The sequence below is a fragment of the Xylanibacter ruminicola genome (assembly GCF_900142525.1).
GTDB lineage: Bacteria > Bacteroidota > Bacteroidia > Bacteroidales > Bacteroidaceae > Prevotella > Prevotella ruminicola_A.
Genome location: NZ_FRBD01000017.1, coordinates 48,744 through 73,141 on the forward strand (window position 1 = coordinate 48,744; position 24,398 = coordinate 73,141).

The following is a 24,398-nucleotide window of genomic DNA, read 5'->3' on the forward strand; positions in this document are numbered from 1 at the left end:
ATTTATGCAAAAGAACACTTTTTCCTGTCTTATTGCCACCTCGCTAAACATCAGCGAGAAATCTGTAGCTGCCACCCTATCACTACTTGAAGAGGGTTGTACTATTCCATTCATAGCACGCTACCGCAAAGAACGTACTGGTGGACTCGACGAGGTCCAGATAGCCACCATCAGTGATCGTTATCAGAAACTACTCGAAATACAAAAACGCAAGGAAACAGTTATTAAGACCATCATAGAACTTGGTAAAATGACTCCTCAACTACAAGAACGAATAGACAAATGCTGGGATACCACTGAACTGGAAGATATCTATCTACCTTACAAACCCAAGCGCCGCACTCGAGCCCAAGTAGCCCGTGAACAAGGACTCGAGCCATTAGCTTTACTGCTCATGAAACAACGAGAACCCAATCCAGAGCGAGCTGCAGAACGCTTTATTAAAGGTGATATAAAAACAGTAGAAGACGCCATGGCGGGAGCTTGTGACATTATTGCCGAGATAATTAGCGAAGACGAACGCACACGTCAACAAATCCGTAATGCATTCCAACGCCAAGCAGTTATTTCATCAAAAGTTGTTAAAGCTAAGGCCAGCACCGATGAAGCAGCAAAATACAGCGACTACTTTGATTGGAGTGAGCCTCTGAAACGTTGTTCCAGCCACCGTTTACTAGCCATGCGTAGAGGTGAAAACGAGGGAATTCTACGCATCAGTATTTCGCCTGATAATGAAGAAGTTGTTGAGCGACTGAAGCGACATTATGTATACGGGAACACCCGTTGCGGCCAATTTGTATCCGAAGCGATTGAAGATGGATACAAGCGTCTCTTAAAACCATCCATAGAAACAGAGTTTGCTGCGCTCAGCAAACAAAAGGCCGACGAGGAAGCCATACGTGTATTTGCCGAGAATCTGCGCCAATTGCTTCTTGGTGCTCCACTTGGTCAAAAGCGTGTTATGGGCGTTGATCCTGGTTTTCGTACTGGTTGCAAAGTTGTTTGTCTTGATGCCCAAGGTAATCTGCTACACCACGATGCCATATTCCCCCACCCTCCTGTAAACAAACGCACAGAGGCTGCAATTGCCTTGCAGAAAATGATACAAAAATACCAAATAGAGGCCATTTCTATAGGAAATGGTACTGCCAGTCGTGAGACCGACAGTTTTATCAAGGATGTACTAGCCGGTCGCTACAATCTACCTGATGCTTCTCCTTCTCATATCGAAGGAAATACGCCCGAGGTATTCGTAGTTTCAGAGGCAGGCGCCTCGGTCTACTCAGCCTCAAAAATAGCCCGCGAAGAGTTTCCTGATGAAGACGTAACTGTTCGTGGTGCTGTAAGCATAGGCCGCCGACTGATGGACCCACTGGCCGAGTTGGTAAAAATTGATCCAAAGAGTATAGGCGTAGGCCAATATCAACACGATGTAGATCAGACACAACTCAAGCATTCGCTTGACCAAACCGTGGAAAGTTGCGTAAACTCGGTTGGAGTCGACTTGAATACCGCCTCGCAGCACCTGCTGATGTACGTTAGTGGACTTGGTGCCACACTAGCTAAAAATATTGTCGAATACCGTCATGAGCATGGTGCTTTCACCTCACGAGACCAACTACTCAAAGTTCCCCGACTTGGTCCCTCTGCCTATCAGCAATGTGCAGGATTCTTACGTATTCGCAACGGAAAGAACCCACTAGATAATTCAGCCGTTCACCCAGAAAGTTACTCCATAGTAGAACGCATGGCCAAGGATCAGGGCTGCACCGTAGCCGACCTTATTACTGATAAAAAGAAACGCGACGCCATACAACTGCCACAATATGTTAGCGCCCAAGTTGGCATGCCAACACTTACCGATATTCTTATTGAATTAGAAAAACCAGGTCGCGACCCACGCCAACAGCTTGAGACATTTGAGTTCGATAAAAATATATCATCCATCGACGATCTTGTGGAGGGCATGATACTTCCTGGCATTGTTACAAATATCACCAACTTTGGCGCTTTTGTCGATATTGGTGTGCATCAAGATGGCCTTGTTCATATATCGCAAATGGCTAATCGGCGCATCGCTCATCCGTTAGATGTAGTTAAACTACACCAACACGTTACAGTAAAAGTGATCGAGGTTGACCATCGCCGCCATCGCATATCGCTATCGATGAAGGGAGTTACTTCGGCATAGTAATCACAAAGCGACACCCCTCTTTGTAGTTTCTGTCATATTGCAGGTTTCCGCCTAAGCTTATAGCATGACGTTTGGCTAGCGGCAACCCAAGTCCCAAGCCTTCCGACAAGTCGTCTTGCTTGGCAAAAAACTCGTATACCATATCCTGCTGCCCCTGCGGCAGGCCCTGACCTACATCCTCAACTGTAAACAGCACCGATGCAGCAGTCTGTGTAACTATCACCTTGATGTGCTTTCCGTCGCTATACTTGGCTGCATTATACAGTAGTTCGCGCAGTGTTCGCATCAGATATAGACGATTGGTCAGAATCATGGCATTATCGAATAGCTCTGTCCTGAACTCAATAGGTATATCAGGGAAATGTTCTTTTGAGTATCTGATACACTCGCGCACCAAATCGTTACACGACACCTGATCTTTTCGGTCAATATAGAACTCTTCAGTTAATCCTGCCTCCGAACTGTCGTACAGCATCAGTACCATACGACTCAAATGCTGCGAATTGTGCTTCATCATCGTAGCGATATTAGAAAACTCTTCATTATCAAGTCCAGTACTCTGAAGTTCATCGCGCAACACCTGTGCAAACCCCTGAATAATGTTTAGTGGCGTGCGTATCTGGTGCATCACGTTCTGTATGAACATCGTTTTCCGTTCTTGAGCTTCCTGAGCCATTTGCGTAGCATAAGCCACCTCCTTGTTGTGTCGGGTAATCTCATCGGTTGTGGCATGTATATTGTATATGTTTCTTCTTATCGACTGCTGCATAGCAACAAAACTATTCTGCATTTTCCCCAAAGCATCATCACGTTTGGTTTGAGGTATTATCTCGTCATACCGGCCTTTGGCTATCTGCTTCGACATACCCACCAGATCCCAAATAGGCGACAACGCTCTATGCACTCCCCATCTACACAACAGCACAATAAGAATGACTGCCAGCACATCGAAAAGTAGCACATACAAGACCATCTGGTGATAGTTCTTCAATACATCATCACTTGGACATATCAACGCAAGACTCCAATCTGTATCAGGAATTAACATAGACGACATCTGATAGTATTTACCTGCAATATCCATGTGCGTTGAATCTGGTGGCAGTAAGTACTGACCATCACCACCACGTATTACAAAGTAAGCATTGGGATATGGATATTGGATTTTATAGATAGCCTGAGCTAACTTTCGGAACGATAGTCCAGTAGACACCACCCCCGCCACTTTGCCGTTCTTATATATAGGTTTGCTGTAAATGGCCAACGTATGGTCATAATCGTCAATCACGCCCTTGGTATCTTTGCTATACAAACGACTCCAGCATCCTTTACCAGAAACTACAGGAGCCTTATACCAGTCTTCTATTGTATAATCGTATTCAGGCTCACGTATCGTAATCAGCGAATCACCTTGGTATATGGAATACACCGAGTAAAAGCGGCCCTTATCAGCAAAAGCATCAGGCTTGGCAGCAATAGTACATCCGTGACTGTTACGGTTCAGATACACAATTCGTTTGGCCAATTCCATCAACGAGTCGGGGACATAATTCTCTTCGGCAATCCATGCATTGGCATTAGTAGCAGTTTCAACCACACGCATACAGTTTCCCACCTGCTGAAGGGCAGTATTTAACACACTAGAGGCATGCTCATTTGCCTCCTGTCTAATCATGCGTCGCGACTGCAGGAAAAGAGTTCCGGCCGTTACCACATAGATTGTTGTTGCCACCAACGTCACACCTAAAATCAGTTTGGCTGTAAGACTACGCGAAAATTTTCTCATCCTTCGCCTCCTTTCCCATCTTCATTCTGTGCCGTTTGCAGCATTTGATCGGTCAATTCCACAATAGCATTCGATTGCCTGCCAATCTCCTCAACAGCATTGTTTGCTTCATCGAGGGTCATGCTTCGATAGTCATTACACAACGTAGTAACATTTTTATCTAATTTCTCAGCAGGCTCAACCATCTGATTAGTCATATAGTGAAGGAATGCAGCCTTTATCCTGTTGCTCTTCTGCACATTGCTGTAGGCATCGGCCAGCACCTCGCCACGCTCTTTCAATGTGTTGTTCAGCGTGTTCTGTCTACGAACAAATATCTTCAACGATCGAAGCACCTTCCTGAAACTCTCCTGCAGTTGTCCTATCTCATCTTCACGTTTGGTAGCGGGCAACGGTTCATCGTAGTTGCCATCGGCTATACGCTGGGCTGTTTGAGTCAACATCTCCAGCGGTTTTAGCTGTTGTTTTACCACCATCCAACATGCCACAAACAATATCAGTACAGCGATAATAGCCGCTATAAGTAGATATTTGAACAGACGGTTATAATCACCATAAATATCATCGACGGGATATATAACTCCTACACTCCACTCTAATTGTTCGTTTGTTCGTCCAGGTACCTCAGTACGCTTAAACGGCTTATAGAATACGCGCCATTGTTTTCCGTCCAACGTAAATGGTTTCTGACCAGTCTGTCCGCTTACCATCGCCTCTGCAGCCTCCAACACCGACGGATCCGCGCCTGTATGCATCTGTTCAAATACCGTCTGCCGCAGCAACTTATCCTCATCGGGATGTACCATAAATGATCCATTACGCGCCAACATAGTAGCGTAGCCATTAGGCGATGGCTTTACTGCCAGTATAATTTCCGATAGCAGTTCTATCGACACATCAGCAGCCATTACTCCAACCACTTCTCTACTACGGTCATAAATCGGTAGACAGAATGTAATCAGCGCCTCATCTTCTGCCTCGTCATTCTTCAGTGGATCAATCCAACAAGCCCTTCCTGACTTCATAGGTTCGGTATACCAACGCTGTTCGGTATAGGGTTTGTCAGTATACGTATCCTGTTCTACCAGTACCGATGTTTCATCGGTAGTCACACTGTGCCCTTTTCGATGTATGTAGGCCATATATAAGTTGTGACCAGGATAGTAGTCAGGCTTGAACACGATAGCACATCCTACTATGTACTTATTACTTGCTACAAGTTGCTTACTATAAGTCATCATTCGCTCGGGCTCATTCAAATGCTTCATCATATCGTAATATACGTTACCCGATGTCTGCTCTACACTCAGCAATATATTGTCAATCTGTTGTACCGTTCCGTCCAATGTTTGCTGAGCGTTGCTCATAGCCTCCACCTTTAACGCATGATGGGCAAAATGAAACATGCCCACCAACGTTACCGTAAGCAGCGCAAGTCCCCCTACAACTATCAGACTAATCCTAAGCGATAGGTTTTTAGTTATCATTTTGAATATGTCAACCATTTATAATTGTCACATCATTTTTTAATAAAGATTTTCTTCATCTTTATACCAATATTATATACGTACGCTGCAAAAATATGAAATTTCCGTGAATATCACAAATTTTTGCAAAAAATGTTGATGATTTACAATTATTTTTATATTTGTGGTCATAAAAGTAAAACCCCCGCCGATACGGCAGGGGTTTTATCTTTAAGACTGGTAAAGTCTGTAATTTACTTAACCTTCTCTACGATGGCCTTGAAAGCCTCGGGATTGTTCATAGCGAGGTCAGCGAGAACCTTACGGTTAATCTCGATACCTGCCTTAGCGAGGTTACCCATGAATACAGAGTAGCTGAGACCCTCCTGACGAGCGGCAGCGTTGATACGCTGAATCCACAACGCACGGAAGTTGCGCTTCTTGTTACGACGATCACGATAGGCATAGGTCAGACCCTTCTCCCATGTGTTCTTAGCTACTGTCCAAACATTCTTGCGAGCTCCAAAATAGCCGCGGGTAAGCTTCAAAATTCTCTTACGCTTTGCTCTTGATGCAACGTGATTTACTGATCTTGGCATAATTCTTACTTCTTTAAAATGTTAGACAATAGGTTTAACGGAGACACAACAGATCGCGAACCTGCTTCATGTTTGTAGAATCAACGATAGTTGTACCTACCAAGTTGCGCTTCTGCTTCTTGGTCTTCTTAGTCAGAATGTGACTGTGGAAGGCATGACGTCTCTTTACCTTACCTGTTCCGGTGAAAGTGAATCTCTTCTTAGCACCAGAGTTTGTCTTTACTTTTGGCATTGTTTTAAAAATTTAAATTGTTATTAATATCCAGCGGCAACGCATATACCGGGCGCGCCACCTTCTTTTCTTACTCTTTATTCGTCAGAACCCTCCAACTTCTTCAGCGCATCGGCACTGATTTTAGCATTTGCAAGCAAACCTCCGTTGGCGGGAGCACTCTGCTCTTCGGTCTCCTTCTGCTGGCGGGCCTGTTCCTTAGCTTCGGCTTCGGCGGCCTCACGGTCACGAGCCTGCTGTGATTTCTTGGCAGCACCAGCCTTCTTTGGAGCCAGATAGAGGAACATCTTCTTGCCTTCGAGTGATGGCATGCCCTCAACCTTTCCTACCTCTTCGAGGTCGTTAGCGAAACGGAGCAGTAATACCTCGCCCTGCTCTTTGAACAGGATGGAGCGACCACGGAAGAATACGTAGGCACGTACCTTGTTGCCCTCCTCGAGGAACTCGCGAGCGTGCTTCAGTTTGAACTGATAGTCGTGCTCATCAGTCTGAGGTCCGAATCGGATTTCCTTCACCTCAACCTTTACCTGCTTGGCCTTCATCTCTTTCTGGCGCTTCTTCTGCTGGTAGAGGAATTTGGAGTAGTCGATGAGACGGCATACAGGCGGATTGGCATTGGGTGAAATTTCTACAAGATCTACCCCCATGTCGCGGGCCTGGTTGAGTGCATCACGCGTAGACATTACCGACGATCCCTCGTCGCCTACAATGCGGACTTCACGTACTCGAATCTGTTCGTTGATACGGTACTGATTCTTCAATTTGTCATTCTTCATTAACTACTTTTTAAGAAATCGGCTGCAAAATTACTAATTTTCTTTGAACTTTGAGCTTTGTACTATTAATATTACGAAAACTTTTATAAATATTTAACTTTTTAGAAGTCTTTTGTCATTTCAGCAACGCGGGCATTAACCTCGTCGATGAATTCCTGAATGGTCTTAACGCTCTGCTCGCCACCACCCTGAGGACGTACGGCAACAGTACCATCGGCAGCTTCCTTCTCACCAACGATAACCATGTAAGGAATACGCTTCAACTCGTTGTCGCGAATCTTACGACCAAGCTTCTCGTTACGCATATCGACAGTAGCACGAACACCACCCATATCGAACTTCTTGGCAACCTCCTGAGCATAGTCGTTGTACTTCTCCGACAGAGGCAGAATAGCCACCTGATCAGGTGTCAGCCACAATGGGAAGTGACCACTAGTGTGCTCAATCAGTACAGCGCAGAAACGCTCCATTGATCCGAATGGTGCACGGTGAATCATAACAGGAGTCTTCTTGGTGTTATCCTCGTCGGTATACTCGAGGTTGAAACGCTTAGGCAGGTTGTAGTCAACCTGGATAGTACCCAGCTGCCAACGACGACCAATAGCGTCCTTAATCATGAAGTCGAGCTTAGGACCGTAGAATGCAGCCTCGCCGTACTCTACCTTTGCGGGCAGCCCCTTCTCCTGACAAGCCTCAACAATAGCCTTCTCAGCCAGAGCCCAGTCCTCATCAGTACCAACGTACTTCTCATGGTCGTTAGGATCGCGCAGAGAAATCTGTGCCTCGAAGTTGAATCCGAAGGCTGTCAATACGATACCAATGATATCCATAACGTTCAGGAACTCCTGCTTAACCTGGTCTGGACGACAGAACAGGTGAGCATCGTCCTGTGTGAACGAACGTACACGAGTCAATCCATGCAGCTCACCACTCTGCTCGTAACGGTATACAGTACCGAACTCAGCAATACGCAGAGGCAGATCGCGGTATGAACGTGGCTTCCAGGCGAAGATTTCGCAGTGGTGAGGGCAGTTCATTGGCTTCAGCATGTACTCCTCGTCCTCCTCAGGAGTATGTATTGGCTGGAACGAATCCTTACCATAGTGAGCATAGTGACCAGAGGTTACGTAGAGGTTCTTAGAACCGATATGTGGAGTGATGACCTCCTGATAGCCGAAACGCTTCTGAACCTTACGCAGGTGATCCTGCAGGCGCAGACGGAGCTCGGTACCCTTTGGCAACCAGATGGGAAGACCCTTACCTACCTTATCAGAGAACATGAAGAGTTCCATCTCCTTACCAATCTTACGGTGGTCACGCTTCTTAGCCTCCTCAAGCATCTCAAGATACTCGTCGAGCATCTTCTTCTTTGGGAATGAGATACCATACAGACGCTGCATCTGCTCGCGGTTAGCATCGCCACGCCAGAAAGCACCTGCTACAGAGGTCAACTTAACAGCCTTGATCTCACCTGTGTCTACGAGGTGTGGACCACGACAAAGATCGGTAAAGTTACCCTGGGTATAAGTGGTGATCGAACCGTCTTCAAGATCCTGCTCAATGTGCTCGCACTTATAGGTCTGGCCCCACTCAGCAAACTGCTTGAGTGCCTCAGCCTTTGGTACCTCACGACGAACTACAGGCTCTTTCTTACCAGCCAGTTCCTTCATCTTAGCCTCAATCTTTGGGAAATCGCTCTCCTTGATGCTCTCGCCATCCTTCAGCAGAACATCATAGAAGAAACCATTCTCAACGGCAGGTCCGAAACCGAACTGTATGCCAGGATACAACTCCTGCAATGCCTCAGCCAAAAGGTGGGCTGAAGTGTGCCAGAAGGTATGCTTACCCTGCTCGTCGTCGAACTTGTAGAGCTCGATAGTTGCATCCTCATTGATAGGACGATTCAGCTCTACTGTCTCGCCGTTCACTCCACAACTTACAACGCTGCGTGCGAGAGCCGGTGAGATGCTCTCTGCAATCTGAAAACCAGTAACGCCCTGCTCATACGAGCGAACAGATCCGTCTGGGAAAGTAATGTTAATCATATCTACAATATATGTTTGAAATTTTAAATTGCGTGCAAAGATAGTGCTTTTATTCCGAATATGTGCATGTTTAATCGAAAAATTTACTTATCACGGTATTTTTTGATAACACTATATGCCTGATAGAGTCCTAATTCTCCTGCTTTCGACAAATCTTCTATACCCTCTTCCACATGCTTTGCAAAGATTTTTGCCAATCCGCGATTATACCATGCTTCGGCTATATCCTGATTCAGAGTCAGAGCCTGAGAATAGTCAGCTATAGCGCGCTGATAGTCACCACGAAGCGCATATAGATTTCCCCTATTATAATATAGGTATGAATTCTGTGGTGCTAAGGCAATGGCATCAGAGAGGTCACCAAGCACGTTGGCCGACTTGAGGTCGATATTAGTACCCTCAGAGGCATTAAATTCATTGATCTTGGCCTGACAAACAGCTCGCTGCCAATAGGCTAAAGACGAGGTTGAGTCTATCTGCAAACAGATGCTAAGATCGTCAATTGCATTGTCGAAGTTTTGGATTGATCCATAAGCAATAGCACGGAGCAACAGCAGTGGGGCGACTTTAGATGTCGTCTTAGTCTTGTCAATAATTGTACTCAGCGAATCGATATACTCAAACGTACGCTTCATACGATCCTCACTAACAGTTGTCTGGTCGCACGATAGATAGATGGTATGCGAACCTGAGGCTTGATTAAAGGCATCTACCGAATTCTCAAATGGTGTATCTGTCTTTAAGTTGCTCTGCGGCTGTATGAACGTAAGTGCATACATTGGTTGCAGAGTAGCATTTGTCTTACGGTTCTGCACACGTCCACGATAGTCACTCTTGTATTCGTGTTCAACTTCCTGCTCGTCAGCCACAACCAATTGGTTATATTTATCAGGATCTATATCACTACGCTTACGCATCTGTTTCTTCGAAAGTCTTGGCTGCTTGCCATAATGTTTATCCATCTGGGCTTTAAGAATGCGGAACTCATCAAGTTCAGCCTGTTTGGTGTTACCAAGCCTACGATAACACGATGCACGATGCTGGAGTCCAAACCAGAAGTTTGGATACTCCTCGATCACCTTAGAATAATCGCGAATGGCGGCTCGCAGATTACCCGTCTGTTCCAACAGCAAAGCGCGGTTGAAAAGAGCCATGATATTATTGGGCTCCAGTTTCAGCACAAAGTCAAAATCCTCAATACCGCGGTTGTCGTCTCCCACCTGAGCACGAAGTAGTCCACGATTGTAGTGACCAAGGAAGTTATTAGGATCGAGGTCAAGCGCCGTATCATAATCGGCCATTGCACCTCTAAGATTATTCTGATTGAAACGTGCCAGAGCACGATTGATATAGTTGCCAGAATGCTTAGGCAGCAAGTGGATACTCTTAGTAAGGAACTCCTCACCCTCCTTCCACTTCTGCCGAGCCAGACTGATAACAGCCCTCTCAGCCCAGATACCACCATCGTAAGGGTCGAGCTCAAGGCTCTTATCCAGAGATTTAACTGCTTTGGTGGTATCTTGTTTCAGCAGATAAATCTCGGCTTGCATAGCATATGCACGGGCATACTTCGACCATCGGGTTGACATCGTATCAATCTGAGCCAACGCCAAATCGTAATCTTTTTCCTGAATAAGACAAAGTATACGGTTGTGCCAAAGTCCTTGATTATCAGGGTTGTAACGTAAGGCGCGATCGTAATCGCTTATAGCCTCGCGATACTTTTTCTGGTTAATTCTACAAAGTCCGCGTAACTCATAGGCACTCTCCACATAAGGATTACGCTCTATGGCCTCAGAGCAATCGCTCTCAGCCCCACGATAATCGTCGAGATAAAACTTGGCAACGCCACGGAAGAACCAAGGCTCATAGAGCCAAGGCTTCATACTGATGGCTTGATTAAAGTACTGTATACTGAGCACATAATCCTCATAATAGAGCGCCGAGCGCCCTATCATCACCAGGCGATCAGTATTAAACTGCGCCAAGCACTTTGAACATTGAACATTGAACATTGAACATTGCAGTACTAACGACAGCAATATCCATCTCAAGAACTTACTATTCATAATGGTCAATGGTCAATCTTCAATATTCAATGTCTAACGACCTTGGTCTTGTAACCACAACGGTAACGCCCCTGAGTGAGGGCACGGAGCTTGCTCTTGATGAGCTGCTTGCGAAGCGGAGAAATACGATCCACAAACATTTTTCCGTCAAGGTGATCAAACTCATGCTGCATCACACGAGCCAGATAACCCTCGATCCACTCGTCATGATGCTCAAAGTTCTCATCATCCCATTCTACACGGATACGACTGGGACGAGTAACCTTCTCGTGAATGGCTGGAAGTGAAAGACATCCCTCTTCAGAGACATCTGTCTTCGACTCGTCATACTCCACGATATGAGCATTGATATATACATGGCGGAATCCCTTATACTCAGGCAGATCGTCCGACAATACATCGAGATCAATAACTACTAGGCGGATGGGCTTACCAATCTGTGGTGCAGCCAATCCAATACCTTCTGACTCAGCCAACGTATCCCACATATCACCAATAAGGTCCTTGAGTTGGGGATAATCAGGCGTAATATCCTCTGCTACCTTGCGGAGAACAGGCTGACCAAATACATAAATAGGTAATATCATACTAATTCAAAATTCACAATTTATAATTCACAATTACTTGCGGGAACGGAGGTAATCCTCCAAGATGATTGTGGCACTGATTTCGTCTACAAGCGCCTTATTCTGGCGATCCTTCTTCTTCAGTCCACCCTGTAACATAGCCTGATGGGCCAATACAGAGGTGAATCGCTCATCATAGAACTGAATGGGGACCTGTGGAACGGCTTTGCGCCAACGATTCACAAACTGCTGAACTCGCGCCAGATTCTCACTTGGCTCACCATTAGGCTGACGTGGTTCACCAATAACAATCATCTCAACCTGCTCGCGCTTGATATATGCTTGCAGATAATCGAAGAGCTCAGATGTAGCAACAGTCGCCAACCCTCCAGCGATGATCTGCAGAGGATCGGTGACTGCTAATCCGGTGCGCTTCTTACCGTAATCGATAGATAATATCCGGGCCAATGTTGCTTTTATTAACGAGCGTTATAAAGCAACCAAGCATCAGGATATGATGCACGAATCTTATCGCGACTTGCAGCTGCTGAAGCCTTATCAGCAAAGGTAGAAGCAACAACACGATACATATTCTTATCGTCGTTCTTTACAACCTGAGCATCGTAACCAGCATCCTTAAGACGCTGCATCAGGCCCTCAGCATTAGCACGAACGCCAAATGAACCAACCACAACGCTGAAAGCCTTAAGACCACTACCGCTAACCAGCGATACACTTTCCTGACGTACAGAAACGTTGTCAAGATTGTCAACAACCTGGGCATCTGTAGCAGGCTTTGCTTCTACAGGAGCTACAACAGGAGCTGTCTCAACAGGTGTCTGTGGAGCTGTGGGCTGAGCAGTATCATACTGCTTTGCCTTCTCATAAGCCTTCTTATAGGCACTCTCACTTGTCTTACAACTTGTCATTGCCATGGCGAGGCAGAGGCCTGCGCACAATACAGTGTACTTCTTCATTTTTCCTAATTTTTATTTCAAATTTATTATTAATTCAATTATTTCGAGTGCGAAATTACTAATTATTGCTCAAAAGCGAGCCAAAATGCGGCATAAAGTTTGTTAAAACGGGGAAATCACAACTTTTTTATAAAAAAATTGGCGCATTTTTGCATTACAAACGAAAACTTTCGTATATTTGCAGACAAATAACAATCGTAATTATTAATTTATTAAATAAGTAAGGTTATGAAAAGTTTAGGTTACATTGGCGCTTTCCTTGGCGGTGCTATCGCCGGAGCAGCACTTGGTATTCTGGTAGCTCCCGAAAAGGGACAGGACACTCGTGTAAAAATCACAGATGCTGTTGAGGACTTCCTGAAGAAGCACAACATCAAACTGAGCCGTAAAGAGGTTGTTGACCTTGTAGACGACATTCAGGACGCAGCAGCTGAGGAGGAGTAACCCATGCTATCCAGCGATAAGAACGTTGAAAACATAGCACAGCTGATAGAGGTGCTAAAACACTATCTCGGGCTACAAACGGAATACGTTAAGCTCGACGCTATAGACAAGGTGGTACGTCTGGTTACAGCTGCCGCCTTGGCTATCGTGTTTATTTTGGTGATTTGTGCAGTATTGACATACCTGTCGTTTGCACTAGCTTTCTGGCTGGCCCCCATCACAGGTCATGCGCTTGCATTCCTCATCATCGCCATACTCTATCTGTTGCTGCTTATCCTCTTTTTCTTCTTCCGCAAGCCTTGGATCGAAAAACCTCTGGTTAGATTCCTGGCAGGTGTATTACTTGGTAAATAACTATGACGCAGAATAATAAGAACACCCATGATTTCTGTACGCTCGATGAGATACGCGAGCGTAAAGATGCGCTGCTTGATGAGATTCAGAAAGACAGCGAGAAGGTAACCGCGCTTTGGAACGATACGTTTGTTAAGCGCGACGAGACATCGAAGGGCGACTATATAGCCAGTTTGGTAAGCAACGGCTTTATGGCTATCGATGCATTTCTGCTGGTACGTAAGCTGATGAAGGGTTACGGATACCTGTTTGGAAAAGGTAAACGAAAGAGGAAAATATAAAAAAAGGGTCACCGCTGTGACCCAAACCTTTGTTAACCTTAAATCTAATACTATGAAAAACACACGCTGCAAAGGTACGATTATTTTCGACATCTCCAAAAAAATCCCCTAATTATCGCCCCCAAATTAACCTATTTTAAGGTAATACTGCGTGGTTTCACAAAATTATAGATATATTTCTTGTCCATCGTAAGCCAGGTCAATCCCCTCAGGCAGACGCTTGTTTACTTCCTTATGCAGCCCAACATCGTGACACACGTGTATAATCAAAGTACGCTTGGCACCTACCTTACGGGCAAAGTCAATCGCATCGTCCATCAGTTGATGAGAATGGTGGGGCTTATCAAATCTGAGTGCATTTACCACCAATAGCTCTGTTCCTTCGATATACTTCAGCTCACCATCGTCGATGGTCTTCATATCTGTGATATAGGTAAGCTTTCCTATTCTATAACCTAAAATTGGCAGCTTGCCATGCATCACTTGTATCGGCATCACCTCCATATCGCCTATCTGCAAAGGTTCGTGAGGAAAAATCTCATGCAGTCCTATGGCTGGTACGCCAGGATAGCGGTTTTCTGCAAAACAGTAGGGCAACATTTCAAGCATCGACTGCTTAGCCAACGTATCGGCATAAACGTTGATAGCCCCAAACTGGCAATAAGGACGAATATCATCCATTCCGCCCATGTGGTCGTAATGCGAGTGGGTAATCAATATGCCATCTATCTTACGGAAAGGCTGTGGCAGTATCTGCTGACGGAAATCAGGACCGCAATCTATCAGAATGCGGGTTGACTCTGTTTCCACTAGTGCAGAACAACGTGTACGTTTATCTTTAGGGTCGGCACTTTGGCAAACCTTGCATTGGCAACCTATAACTGGTACGCCACACGATGTTCCTGTGCCTAAAAAAGTCAGCTTCATATCACATTAACCTCCGGATAGATATCGATACCAAACTTCTGTTTAACATCCTTCTGTATCGTCTCACAAAGCTTTACTATCTCCTGTCCTGTAGCGCCACCACGATTCACCAGCACCAAAGCCTGCTTATCGTGAACCCCTGCCCTACCTAGCGATTTACCTTTCCAGCCACATTGGTCAATCATCCAGCCAGCAGGAATTTTCACGTTTTCAGCATCAATATCGTAGTGAGGCATTCCTTCGTATTGGCCAGCCAGTTCATTATATTTCGAGCGGGCTACTATGGGGTTCATAAAGAAACTACCAGCATTGCCCAGCACCTTAGGATCGGGCAACTTGGCCTCACGTATGCGGATAATGGTATCGCGAAGTTCATGCGCTGTAGGATTACTGATGCCACTCTTTTCGAGTTCAGAGCGGATATTACCATAATCCAGACGAGGTTCAAAAGTCTCAGAGAACTCATATTCTACGCTAACAATGAGATACTGATTCTTCCAGTCGTGCTTGAATCGACTCTGGCGATAACCATATTCGCACTCAGCATTCTCTATCACGCACACATTTCCTGTGGCAATCTCAATGGCTCGTATGCTATGTATCAAGTCCTTAGCCTCAGCACCGTAGGCACCAATATTCTGAACAGCACTTGCACCCACATCGCCAGGAATCAGCGACAGGTTCTCAGCACCATAAAGGCCCTGGGTGATACTATAGGCCACCACATCGTCGAACACCTCGCCACTTCCACATATCAGTCGCGAACCTTGGCGCTCTATACCTTTACAGGTTGAGTGAACCACGATACCCTCGTAGTCGCGAGTCAACAACAGATTGCTGCCTCCACCTATTATTATATAAGGTACGCGTGACGTACGGAGCAACTCAGCCACCTCTTTAGCCTCAGCCTCTGAGCTATACTCCACAAATTGTGCACACTTGGCATCAATGCCAAATGTGTTATGCTGCTTCAGACTATAATTCAGTTCACTTTTCACTATTCACTTTTCACTATTAAGTCATTAGCTTCTTCAGCATCCACTTGCCACCCTCTTTCTTGAAGCGTAGCTCCATCTCGAGTCCATTAGCCACACCTCTTAGCAGGTATATCTTTTCTTTTCCCTCCTCCTGAGGCTTACCATAAATAATGTTGTAGAGGGTTTTGTGTGGCAATGTTGGTGCAAAAGCCTCCCATGTATCAGGTGTAATCACACCCTCCATCATATTGAAATCGTCATCAGGATCCGGACCAACAAAGTCTACCGTCTCGCTGATGCTCTTTATCTGGAAAACCGTATCAGTAACAAATCGCTTATAAAACGAAAGGAACGATGCGTTGGCATCAGTCTGCAGCGGAGTAACCTTAATCTCGCGCAGCAGCCAGGCGCCCTTTATGCGCTGAAAGCAGTAGTTCTTTACCTGGTTCTTAGCCAGCAGAATCTTCTCTACCGTAGCCTCATTAACAGCGGTGTCTTTCATCAGCTGCATCTGCTTGTCGCTATTAAATAATAAGGTGTAGTAACCTTGGCGCATAAACAGATGTTCCATCTTCCAGTCATTTGCCTCGATTTTGGTAGTGGTGCCATTCTCAGTCACTCTGAGCGGGAACACCACACGCTCCTTCTGTAACTTCTTGTTAGCAAGGAAGTTAAACAGAAAATCGTCGAACATGGCATCAGCAGCTCTTGGCATTGGAGTTTCTGTTATCAGCATCTCCAGTGTGTCTATATCTGTGGTGTCAGTAGAGTCAGCCACTGAGTCGGCTGGCACTTCGTCAGTTTGATTTGCCCTGTTCCCTGTGCACGAGAACGTTAAAAGCAAAAATGCAAAAAACGCTAAAAAATACCTTTTCATCTACTTAAGGAGTAACCTAATCTTTCTAATTTCTCTCAAAATTTCGGCAAAGGTACAAAATATTCTCAATTCTTAATCCATTTTCTCATTTTTTTTGTACCTTTGCACGCAAAATTGCAATTTTTATAGTTTATGATACTTGATAAGATAGACGAACTTCTGAAAGAAGTACAGAATTTGAGCGCTAAAAACGCTGAGGAAGTTGAGCAGCTCCGACTGAAATATCTGAGCAAGAAGGGTGAGATTACAGCCCTGATGAACGACTTCCGTGAGGTTGCAGCCGACCAGAAGAAGACGGTTGGTATGAAGATTAACGAGCTGAAGACTCTGGCTACTGAGCGCATCAACCAGTTGCGCGAGGACTGCGAGACTCAGGAGTCTGGCGAAGAGACACTCGACCTTACACGTACTCCCTACCCTGTTAATCTGGGTACACGCCACCCACTTACCATTGTAACCAACGAGATTATTGATATTTTCTCACGCATGGGCTTTGTATTGGCCGATGGTCCTGAGGTTGAGGACGATAACCACATCTTCACCAAGATGAACTTTGCTGCCGATCACCCCGCACGCGATATGCAGGATACCTTCTTCGTATCTCAGCATCCTAACGATGTAACTAAGAACATCCTTCTGCGTTCGCACACATCTAGTGTTCAGGCTCGTGTCATGGAGCACATGCACGACGAGAACGGCAAGCTTACCGCTCCTATCCGTGTCATCTGCCCAGGTCGTGTTTATCGTAACGAGGCCATCACCGCTCGTGCACACTGCTTCTTCCATCAGGTTGAGGGATTGTATATCGACAAGAACGTATCCTTTACCGACCTGAAGCAGGTTCTGCTTTCATTCGCCAAGGAGATGTTTGGTGCTGACACCAAGATTCGTCTGCGCCCATCTTACTTCCCATTCACAGAGCCATCAGCCGAGATGGATATCTCTTGCTTCATCTGTGGTGGCGAGGGTTGCGGCTTCTGCAAGCACACAGGCTGGGTAGAGATTCTGGGTTGCGGTATGGTCGATCCAAACGTACTCGAGCTCTGCGGCATCGACTCTAAGGAGTACACAGGTTACGCTTTCGGTATGGGTGTTGAGCGTATCACCAACCTCAAATACCGTGTCAGCGACCTCCGCATGTTCTCAGAGAACGATACCCGATTCCTCGAAGAATTCGAATCAGCAAACTAAGGTTTACTGTTTTTCTGATAAATCAAAGCCTCGAAGCAAAATTCGGGGCTTTTTTGTTTCTAAAAGTTAAATTTATCGTTTTTCGATAAGTTTTTATCGTTTTTATTTGGCTGGTATCGCAGAAATATATACTTTTGCATATCGATAATCGATAAAACAATCAAATTAAACAATAAAACAGATATGAGTACAAGTTTACTACAAATCATTAAAAAGAACCCTATTAGTACAGGTGTTTTGATTGGAATCATTGCCTGGGCTGTTTATGCAGTGTATAGCGACGTACATGATATGCAGGTGGCTACAACATTTTACGACTATAGTAAAGCCCGTTGCAGTTTGGTTGAGTCTGCAGGCAAGTCAATTACTTGGATTGTTTATTGGACTGCGTGTTTTCTTACCTACGTTCAAAAGCAGTACACCCGTTGGACTCTTTGGGTATATTACCTCGCAGTGGTAGCCTTTATAGTATATTATATAGTTGCAGGCATTACACTCGACTATGTTTATGCCCACATCGAGCCCGAATATATGGACAAACTGCCAGCTCTGAGCCGTAATCTTTATGGCGCTCCAGTTTATTTTATGGTTTTCAGCTTCTTTTTTATACCTAAATTCATCAAGGATACCATCAAGCTGAAAAAGGAACAAGACTTAACCGTCTAACGGCCTATGGGACAGATAATTGTAAATCTTGATGTTGAGATGGCTAAGCGCAAAATGTCGCTCAGCGAACTTGCCGAGCGCATGGGTTTGACACTCGCCAACCTCTCCATCTTAAAGACGGGTAAGGCCAAGGCCATCCGTTTCAGCACCCTCGAGGCCATCTGCCGCGAGCTGGGTTGCCAACCAGGTGACATACTTGAATACAGAGACGAATAACCGTAAACATTAATTCCGATGAACCATGGGAGGTGTTCTTCGAGGAGGTCGACTCTAAGGAGTACACAGGTTACGCCTTCGGTATGGGTGTTGAGCGTATCACCAACCTCAAATACCGTGTCAGCGACCTCCGCATGTTCTCAGAGAACGATACAAGATTCCTCGAAGAATTCGAATCAGCAAACTAAATATAGTTTTAGAGGTGGCCACAAGGTCACCTCTTTTTATTTTCTAATAATTTTGCTTTGATATATTCCTGAATATCAATAGGCGAAACATCATATACCGGTTTAAGTTCTTCAAATCCTTTCTCTTTTACAAACAATTTCCCATTTGTTAGCATTGCCAACAAACTACGAGTTCGTAATTTATGCTCAGAATGCTCTAATGCTGCTGAAATCATGTTATTAATATTTCCACCTTCCATTAAGATGGAATATATGTCATAATAATCTCTGAATTTCGACCTTCGTAGCATTGCCTCCATTTTCATTGCACCAATGCTTTCCATATCAGCAATACACATATTATTAATATATGGTATTCTTTGCATTGACTTGATCGCTATACGCGGAGGAGTATAAAAAGATAGTTTCACTCCTTCAAAATTGAAAGACACAAAGTTAAAACCTCCAACTTCATAATCTTTCACCTCTCCTACACCCTCTAGCTCTTTCTTAATGACCGGCCAATCCACTTCACATTTCTCGTTCTTTTTCTGAGGCCATTTCATAAAATCCAAATCTTCACTTTGGCGTTTCTCTATCTGTAACGATAGAGCTGTTCCTCCAACAAGCGTATAAGGTTTTATACACTCCAAACGAGAAATAGTCTCAAATACTTTTCCTGTATGAGGAGCTAATGATTTGGATTGATCCATATTTATGCTGCCAATATTTTATTAATGTGTCGTGTTTCTATACTCTTTACATAAGCCTCTGGCCGCTTAGCTCCAAAGTAATACCATGCATAAAGGATATTATATGGTCGATACATCTCACCTTGAGGAGCTACACGGTCTAACCAAACACGCTTAACTTTCTTGTATCTAAAAATATTGAATAGCTTATTAATATCTTCAATGTCAAGATAAAGCATCACATGCTCAATAAGAGCCTCATCGGAGATGTCATCCATCTTCGACAAATCGTAGCTCCAAAAGCAATTCTCGTCTTTTAGCTTACGAAACAACTCTGATCTAATATCTTCCATTTAAATATCTTTTAATCGCTGCAAAAATAAAACAAATATTTGAACTTTGCAAATAATTGGGCAAGAAAATATTAATTTTGCATTTTCTCCTCAAATAATTTGCAATATTCGAAAATTATCCTTATCTTTGCCCCAACTCTATTAGCCTATATGGGCAAAAGAGAATAAGAACTCGTGCAGAATATTAGCAGAAACTTTACTGATATGAAGTTAATGCGCGATAGAGTCGTGAATAAGGAGTATTGTGAACCACTGAGTCTATAACAAGACATTCTGTCTTACCCTCCCAGGGTCCCGTTTGGGGCGGGAAGTGGCATAAACACTGGGATTGAAGACGGGAGGGTAGATTGGTTTACCCTCCCGTTTAGGGTCCCGTCTACCCTCCCCCCATGTTGTTTTTGAAGAATCAGAATGAGTCTGCCATAAGGTCCTTACGACCAATGAAGGGAAATTTGTGGTAGAGATTACATAAAATTGGGTCAAACACTACAAAAAGTGTGTTAAAACATTAATTATTAGAATGTTACACTATTTTCAAACACTACCGCAAACACTACAAAAACACTACATAAACACTACAAAAACACTACCTAAACACTACCATTATAGTACAAAATGAGGATTATAGCCTAAGGAGAGAAACACAAGTCGGCATGGCTGAACATTTAGTATTAGTAGTAGTGCAGAAATTCTCTAGAGAATTTTGATTCAAGTAGGCGTAGTAGCAATAGTTAGTACGTATCTTAGCAGAAAATTCTCTAGAGAATTTAGACACTAGTATACCAGATAAACTTTGCTACAATGCATCATCATGTTTGAGAGATAGTGCAGAAGCTACTTTTTTGTAGTGTTTTTGTAGTGTTTTAGTAGTGTTTTAGTAGTGTTTGCGGTAGTGTTTATAAGTTACGCAAATAACTGGCAGTAAGACAGATACACTACTTTTGGTAGTGTTTAATCGATATTTTAAAATTTGAGCGACAGATTTTTTATTCTTTTGCTGTAACTACTGTTACGATGTAGGCACTAATTAGCACTAATGCGCCTGCTACGGGTTTATCCCATGTAAGGACATCCTGGCCAAGCATGATGGCTACGAAGGAGGCAATGACGGGTTGGAGATTGGTGTAAATCGAAACAGTTGTGGCTTGGAGGTATTTCATCGCGAAGGGGATGAGGAAGTAGCCTAAGGCTGTGGCGCCAATCACAATGAAGGCCATCTCGGCAACGCCATCCCAACCCCACGCTGGAGTGTAGAGGGCATTGGCTGAAAGCTCTGGCCATGCGATGGGAACAGTAACGATGGCAGAGATGAGGAAAACATACTTCATCTGGGTTACTGGCGAATATTTTGAGGCCACATTGCGGGTGATAATCAGATAGATAGCCCATGTGAGCACACTCAGAATAGCGAGGCCAATACCTATCAGATCGTTCTTACCAGAACCAAGCGACTGACTCATCAGCACCATCAGGATAGCACCAGCGATGCCAAGTAGCACACCAAGCGATTTCATGGGGGTAATCTTCTCGCCAATGGTCAAAGCGGCACAAAGCATCACAGCTACAGGCGTCAAAGTGGCGATGAGCGAGAAGTAAACAGGACTGGTATAGTCGAGCGCCCAAGCAGTAAGCGTCTGCGAGATGACAAAACCCAGCAATCCACCAAACAGTATGGTTATCAGGTCTTTACGCTCCACCTTCTCCTTGGGCAGAAAGGCTGCAATCACCCAAAACAAGATGCAGGCACCAAGGGAGCGCGAGGCCATATAGCCCATTGGGGTTACCCACTCGTCGAGCAGAAGTTTGGTAACTGGTACGCCAAGGCCGAAAATGGTGTTGGCAAAGAAGATAGCGCTATGCGCTTGGAGTTTTTTGTTCATGATTTGTGGAAGTTAAAGGGAAGTTAAAAGGAAGTTAAAGGGAAGTGATAGGGACATTACCTCGATAAATGGCAAGGCGATCGCGAAGTTTCATCTTCGCGAATTGGCGCCATTCGGTGGCCTCGTGGTTGGCGAGGTAATTGAGATTGTTCATGTGGCGATAGGCTTCCATTTCAAAGGGATTCAGCAGGTAGGCACCATGTTTCATCTTGCGGTTTGCAGGCAGGGCGCGCAACCAATACCATATATATAATAGGTAGAAACGCAACCACGAATCGCCACACGACTGGGCTTGGCGCAGATGTATCATCTCGTGGTTCTTCATGGCTGGCGAAACCTTGAAAAGCTTTGCAGTCTCCTCTGATGGCGTCAGGATCTGACCAAAAAAGGTCAGGCCCTCGAACCCCTTCCGCATCCAGAAAGAGTTGACCACAGCAGGCATATCCACAACCTTGCTTGGACGAACAGCCCGCCACATGATGGGCACCACACGAAACATCATCCACATAACGAGTGCAAAGGTAGTATTTTTATTGAAAATTGAACATTGAAGATTGAAAATTGTTTTGATTTAAAATCTTTTTTGTATTTTTGCACACAAAAATCAATGAATAATGGACGAAATAAAGCGTATTGAGCAGCTTCGCAAGGAGCTTCACGAGCATAATTACAGATACTACGTGCTGAACCAACCTACCATTGGCGACCAGGACTTCGACTTTATGATGCACGAGCTTCAGGACCTTGAGGCCAAGCATCCTGAGATGGCCGACCCTAACTCGCCAACACAACGCGTAGGTAGCGACTTGAACGAGGAGTTCCGTCAGGTTGAGCATAAATACCCCATGCTTTCGCTGGCCAACACCTACAACGAACAGGATGTGGCCGATTGGTACGAAAGCGTGAAGAAAGGCTTGGCTGGCGAAGATTTCGAGGTGTGCTGCGAGATGAAATACGACGGACTCTCGATATCGCTGACCTACGTGAATGGCAAGCTGGTTCAGGCTGTGACTCGTGGCGATGGTGTGCATGGCGATGACGTAACAGCTAACGTAAAAACCATCCGCTCAATACCTCTGGTATTGACTCCACCTGCAACTGACGATCTTTTTGCTGCTCCCGCCTACCCTCGCGAGTTTGAGATTCGAGGCGAGATACTGATGCCCTGGAGCGTGTTTGAGCGACTGAATAAGGAGCGCGAGGAGGCTGAAGAGCCACTATTCGCTAATCCACGAAACGCCGCCAGCGGCACTTTGAAGAGTCAGAAATCGAGCTTGGTGGCCTCGAGACAACTCGATGCCTACCTCTATTATCTGTTAGGCGAGGAACTGCCTGCTGAAGGACATTTTGAAAACTTGGAAGTGGCTCGTAGCTGGGGCTTCAAGATTTCAGAGGGCATGAAGAAGGTAAAGACGCTGCAAGAGATTTACGACTTCATCAACTACTGGGATACAGAGCGCAAAAAACTGCCCGTGGCTACTGATGGTATCGTACTGAAAGTGAACTCGTTACGCCAGCAGCGTGCTTTGGGCTTTACAGCCAAAAGTCCACGCTGGGCCATCGCCTATAAGTTCAAGGCCGAAAGGGTTTGCACCCGTCTCAACGAGGTAACTTATCAGGTAGGTCGTACTGGTGCCATCACGCCTGTGGCCAATATGGATCCTGTGCAGTTGGCAGGCACCACCGTGAAGCGCGCCACACTCAACAACGAGGACTTTATCAAGAGTTTCGACCTGCATATTGGCGACTACGTGTATGTAGAGAAAGGTGGCGAGATTATCCCAAAGATTGTGGGTGTAGACATCGATCAGCGCCCCATCATCGCCCAACCCGTAGAGTTTATCAAGCGCTGCCCTGAATGCGGCACGCCATTGGTTCGCTATGAAGGCGAGGCTGCGTGGTATTGCCCCAACGACTCAGGCTGTCCTCCACAGATTAAGGGTCGCATTGAGCATTTCATAGCGCGCAAGGCGATGAATATCGACTCGCTGGGACCTGAAACGGTAGATGATTACTATCGTCACCACCTTATTAATAATATCGCAGACCTCTACGATATCGACGTTCAGCAGATTAATGGCGATGGCAGTCGCACCAAGTCGGCCCAGCGTATCGTAAATGGTATTGCAGCTTCGAAGGAGGTTCCTTTCGAGCGCGTGGTGTTTGCGCTTGGCATCCGCTTTGTGGGCGAGACATCAGCCAAACTGTTGGCCCGACATTTCAAGAATATCGATGCGCTGATGAATGCAGGCATCGAGGAACTGCAGGAGATTGAGGGCATTGGCGAGGTGATGGCCAAGAGCATTATTACCTACTTCCACAATCCCACCAACCTTGAGATTGTGGAGCGATTGAGAGGTTATGGTTTGCAGATGCAACTATCTGAGGCTCAAACTGCTAACGTCTCTAACAAGTTGGCAGGACAGAGTGTAGTGATTAGTGGTGTATTTGCCCATCACAGTCGCGATGAGTACAAGGCCATCATCGAGCAGAATGGTGGAAAGAACGTTGGCAGCATCAGCAGCAAGACATCGTTTATCCTTGCTGGCGAGAATATGGGGCCTTCGAAACTGCAGAAAGCAGAGAAACTGGGGATTCGGATTGTATCTGAGGAGGAATTCCTGAGTATGATTGAATAATTTTCGCTTGTTCAGACCACCCCT

Annotated in this window: 25 protein-coding genes and 1 pseudogene; 9 read left to right on the top strand and 17 right to left on the bottom strand. The window is 45.2% G+C overall.

The genetic code is table 11. The annotated features are described in order from the left end of the window. Window positions 1-4 precede the first annotated feature (4 nt). Window positions 5-2,191, top strand: coding sequence for a Tex family protein (locus tag BUB86_RS11475; RefSeq protein ID WP_073209631.1), 2,187 nt, complete (start codon window positions 5-7; stop codon window positions 2,189-2,191). Here the strand turns inward: BUB86_RS11475 and BUB86_RS11480 are convergent. The 10 genes from BUB86_RS11480 to BUB86_RS11525 all read right to left on the bottom strand — a co-directional run bounded on the left by BUB86_RS11480 (window position 2,178) and on the right by BUB86_RS11525 (window position 12,710). Continuing rightward, window positions 2,178-3,980, bottom strand: coding sequence for an ATP-binding protein (locus BUB86_RS11480; protein ID WP_073209633.1), 1,803 nt, complete (start codon window positions 3,978-3,980; stop codon window positions 2,178-2,180). The two genes, BUB86_RS11475 and BUB86_RS11480, sit on opposite strands and share 14 nt — an antisense overlap. Beyond that, complete coding sequence (locus BUB86_RS11485) at window positions 3,977-5,467, bottom strand: cache domain-containing protein (RefSeq protein WP_175549491.1); 1,491 nt, start codon at window positions 5,465-5,467, stop codon at window positions 3,977-3,979. The genes BUB86_RS11480 and BUB86_RS11485 overlap by 4 nt, the downstream gene beginning before the upstream one ends. A 233-nt stretch (window positions 5,468-5,700) precedes the next feature. Continuing rightward, complete coding sequence (rplT, locus tag BUB86_RS11490) at window positions 5,701-6,045, bottom strand: 50S ribosomal protein L20 (RefSeq protein ID WP_073209637.1); 345 nt, start codon at window positions 6,043-6,045, stop codon at window positions 5,701-5,703. Window positions 6,046-6,079: 34 nt separating this feature from the next. Continuing rightward, complete coding sequence (gene rpmI / locus BUB86_RS11495) at window positions 6,080-6,277, bottom strand: 50S ribosomal protein L35 (RefSeq protein WP_073209639.1); 198 nt, start codon at window positions 6,275-6,277, stop codon at window positions 6,080-6,082. 77 nt (window positions 6,278-6,354) lie between these two features. Then, window positions 6,355-7,053 carry a translation initiation factor IF-3 gene (gene infC, locus BUB86_RS11500; RefSeq protein ID WP_073209642.1) on the bottom strand — a complete coding sequence of 233 codons (699 nt, stop codon included), beginning with the start codon at window positions 7,051-7,053 and terminating at the stop codon, window positions 6,355-6,357. A 101-nt stretch (window positions 7,054-7,154) separates the two neighbouring features. Continuing rightward, complete coding sequence (gene thrS, locus BUB86_RS11505; RefSeq protein WP_073209644.1) at window positions 7,155-9,098, bottom strand: threonine--tRNA ligase; 1,944 nt, start codon at window positions 9,096-9,098, stop codon at window positions 7,155-7,157. 83 nt (window positions 9,099-9,181) lie between these two features. Further along, on the bottom strand, window positions 9,182-11,113 hold the full coding sequence (locus BUB86_RS11510) for a tetratricopeptide repeat protein (RefSeq protein WP_175549493.1): 1,932 nt from the start codon (window positions 11,111-11,113) through the stop codon (window positions 9,182-9,184). An 80-nt stretch (window positions 11,114-11,193) separates the two neighbouring features. Beyond that, window positions 11,194-11,754: a peptide deformylase gene (def, locus tag BUB86_RS11515; RefSeq protein ID WP_073209648.1), complete on the bottom strand. Its 561-nt coding sequence runs from the start codon at window positions 11,752-11,754 to the stop codon at window positions 11,194-11,196. 33 nt (window positions 11,755-11,787) lie between these two features. Then, on the bottom strand, window positions 11,788-12,201 hold the full coding sequence (gene ruvX / locus BUB86_RS11520) for a Holliday junction resolvase RuvX (RefSeq protein WP_073209650.1): 414 nt from the start codon (window positions 12,199-12,201) through the stop codon (window positions 11,788-11,790). An 11-nt stretch (window positions 12,202-12,212) separates the two neighbouring features. Then, entirely contained in the window at window positions 12,213-12,710 is a 498-nt protein-coding gene (locus BUB86_RS11525; protein ID WP_073209652.1) for an SPOR domain-containing protein, read from the bottom strand. Window positions 12,711-12,938: 228 nt separating this feature from the next. Between BUB86_RS11525 and BUB86_RS11530 the strand changes: the two genes are divergently transcribed. Genes BUB86_RS11530 through BUB86_RS11540 form a run of 3 tightly spaced genes read left to right on the top strand, consistent with a single transcriptional unit; the run spans window position 12,939 to window position 13,789 of the window. Further along, a complete protein-coding gene (locus BUB86_RS11530) occupies window positions 12,939-13,154 on the top strand; it encodes a YtxH domain-containing protein (protein ID WP_073209654.1) in 216 nt (71 codons plus the stop codon). A 3-nt stretch (window positions 13,155-13,157) separates the two neighbouring features. Continuing rightward, on the top strand, window positions 13,158-13,508 hold the full coding sequence (locus BUB86_RS11535; RefSeq protein WP_073209656.1) for a phage holin family protein: 351 nt from the start codon (window positions 13,158-13,160) through the stop codon (window positions 13,506-13,508). A gap of 2 nt (window positions 13,509-13,510) precedes the next feature. Further along, window positions 13,511-13,789 (top strand): hypothetical protein, encoded by a 279-nt coding sequence (locus BUB86_RS11540; protein ID WP_073209659.1) that lies wholly within the window; start codon window positions 13,511-13,513, stop codon window positions 13,787-13,789. Between the two features lie 165 nt (window positions 13,790-13,954). Here the strand turns inward: BUB86_RS11540 and BUB86_RS11545 are convergent, their stop codons facing one another. The 3 genes from BUB86_RS11545 to BUB86_RS11555 are packed head-to-tail and all read right to left on the bottom strand — an operon-like array spanning window position 13,955 to window position 16,486. Then, window positions 13,955-14,716 carry an MBL fold metallo-hydrolase gene (locus tag BUB86_RS11545; protein WP_073209661.1) on the bottom strand — a complete coding sequence of 254 codons (762 nt, stop codon included), beginning with the start codon at window positions 14,714-14,716 and terminating at the stop codon, window positions 13,955-13,957. Continuing rightward, the gene (murB, locus tag BUB86_RS11550) at window positions 14,713-15,714 is read right to left on the bottom strand and encodes a UDP-N-acetylmuramate dehydrogenase (protein WP_073209663.1); all 1,002 of its coding nucleotides are present in this window, start codon (window positions 15,712-15,714) and stop codon (window positions 14,713-14,715) included. The genes BUB86_RS11545 and murB overlap by 4 nt, the downstream gene beginning before the upstream one ends. 16 nt (window positions 15,715-15,730) lie before the next feature. Further along, a complete protein-coding gene (locus BUB86_RS11555; protein ID WP_254795158.1) occupies window positions 15,731-16,486 on the bottom strand; it encodes a DUF4348 domain-containing protein in 756 nt (251 codons plus the stop codon). A gap of 216 nt (window positions 16,487-16,702) precedes the next feature. Between BUB86_RS11555 and pheS the strand changes: the two genes are divergently transcribed. The 4 genes and pseudogenes from pheS to BUB86_RS11580 form a co-directional block, all read left to right on the top strand. Next, window positions 16,703-17,761 carry a phenylalanine--tRNA ligase subunit alpha gene (gene pheS, locus BUB86_RS11560; RefSeq protein ID WP_073209667.1) on the top strand — a complete coding sequence of 353 codons (1,059 nt, stop codon included), beginning with the start codon at window positions 16,703-16,705 and terminating at the stop codon, window positions 17,759-17,761. Between the two features lie 183 nt (window positions 17,762-17,944). Further along, the gene (locus tag BUB86_RS11570; protein ID WP_139261579.1) at window positions 17,945-18,427 is read left to right on the top strand and encodes a hypothetical protein; all 483 of its coding nucleotides are present in this window, start codon (window positions 17,945-17,947) and stop codon (window positions 18,425-18,427) included. Between the two features lie 6 nt (window positions 18,428-18,433). After that, entirely contained in the window at window positions 18,434-18,643 is a 210-nt protein-coding gene (locus BUB86_RS11575; protein WP_073209673.1) for a helix-turn-helix domain-containing protein, read from the top strand. 47 nt (window positions 18,644-18,690) lie between these two features. Continuing rightward, window positions 18,691-18,831 (top strand): annotated as a pseudogene (locus BUB86_RS11580) (phenylalanine--tRNA ligase subunit alpha); the annotation flags it as partial. A gap of 26 nt (window positions 18,832-18,857) precedes the next feature. Here BUB86_RS11580 and BUB86_RS11585 read toward each other — a convergent pair. From BUB86_RS11585 to BUB86_RS11600, 4 genes are all read right to left on the bottom strand, one after another. After that, a complete protein-coding gene (locus tag BUB86_RS11585) occupies window positions 18,858-19,523 on the bottom strand; it encodes a nucleotidyl transferase AbiEii/AbiGii toxin family protein (protein ID WP_073209675.1) in 666 nt (221 codons plus the stop codon). 2 nt (window positions 19,524-19,525) lie between these two features. Next, window positions 19,526-19,855, bottom strand: coding sequence for a hypothetical protein (locus BUB86_RS11590; RefSeq protein ID WP_073209678.1), 330 nt, complete (start codon window positions 19,853-19,855; stop codon window positions 19,526-19,528). 986 nt (window positions 19,856-20,841) lie between these two features. Beyond that, complete coding sequence (locus BUB86_RS11595; protein ID WP_073209680.1) at window positions 20,842-21,735, bottom strand: DMT family transporter; 894 nt, start codon at window positions 21,733-21,735, stop codon at window positions 20,842-20,844. Between the two features lie 34 nt (window positions 21,736-21,769). Continuing rightward, window positions 21,770-22,243, bottom strand: a complete 474-nt coding sequence (locus tag BUB86_RS11600) for a hypothetical protein (RefSeq protein ID WP_073209682.1) — start codon at window positions 22,241-22,243, stop codon at window positions 21,770-21,772. Window positions 22,244-22,349: 106 nt separating this feature from the next. On the opposite strand from BUB86_RS11600, the gene ligA reads away from it, so the two are divergent. Next, a complete protein-coding gene (gene ligA / locus BUB86_RS11605) occupies window positions 22,350-24,374 on the top strand; it encodes an NAD-dependent DNA ligase LigA (RefSeq protein ID WP_073209684.1) in 2,025 nt (674 codons plus the stop codon). Window positions 24,375-24,398: the final 24 nt, after the last annotated feature.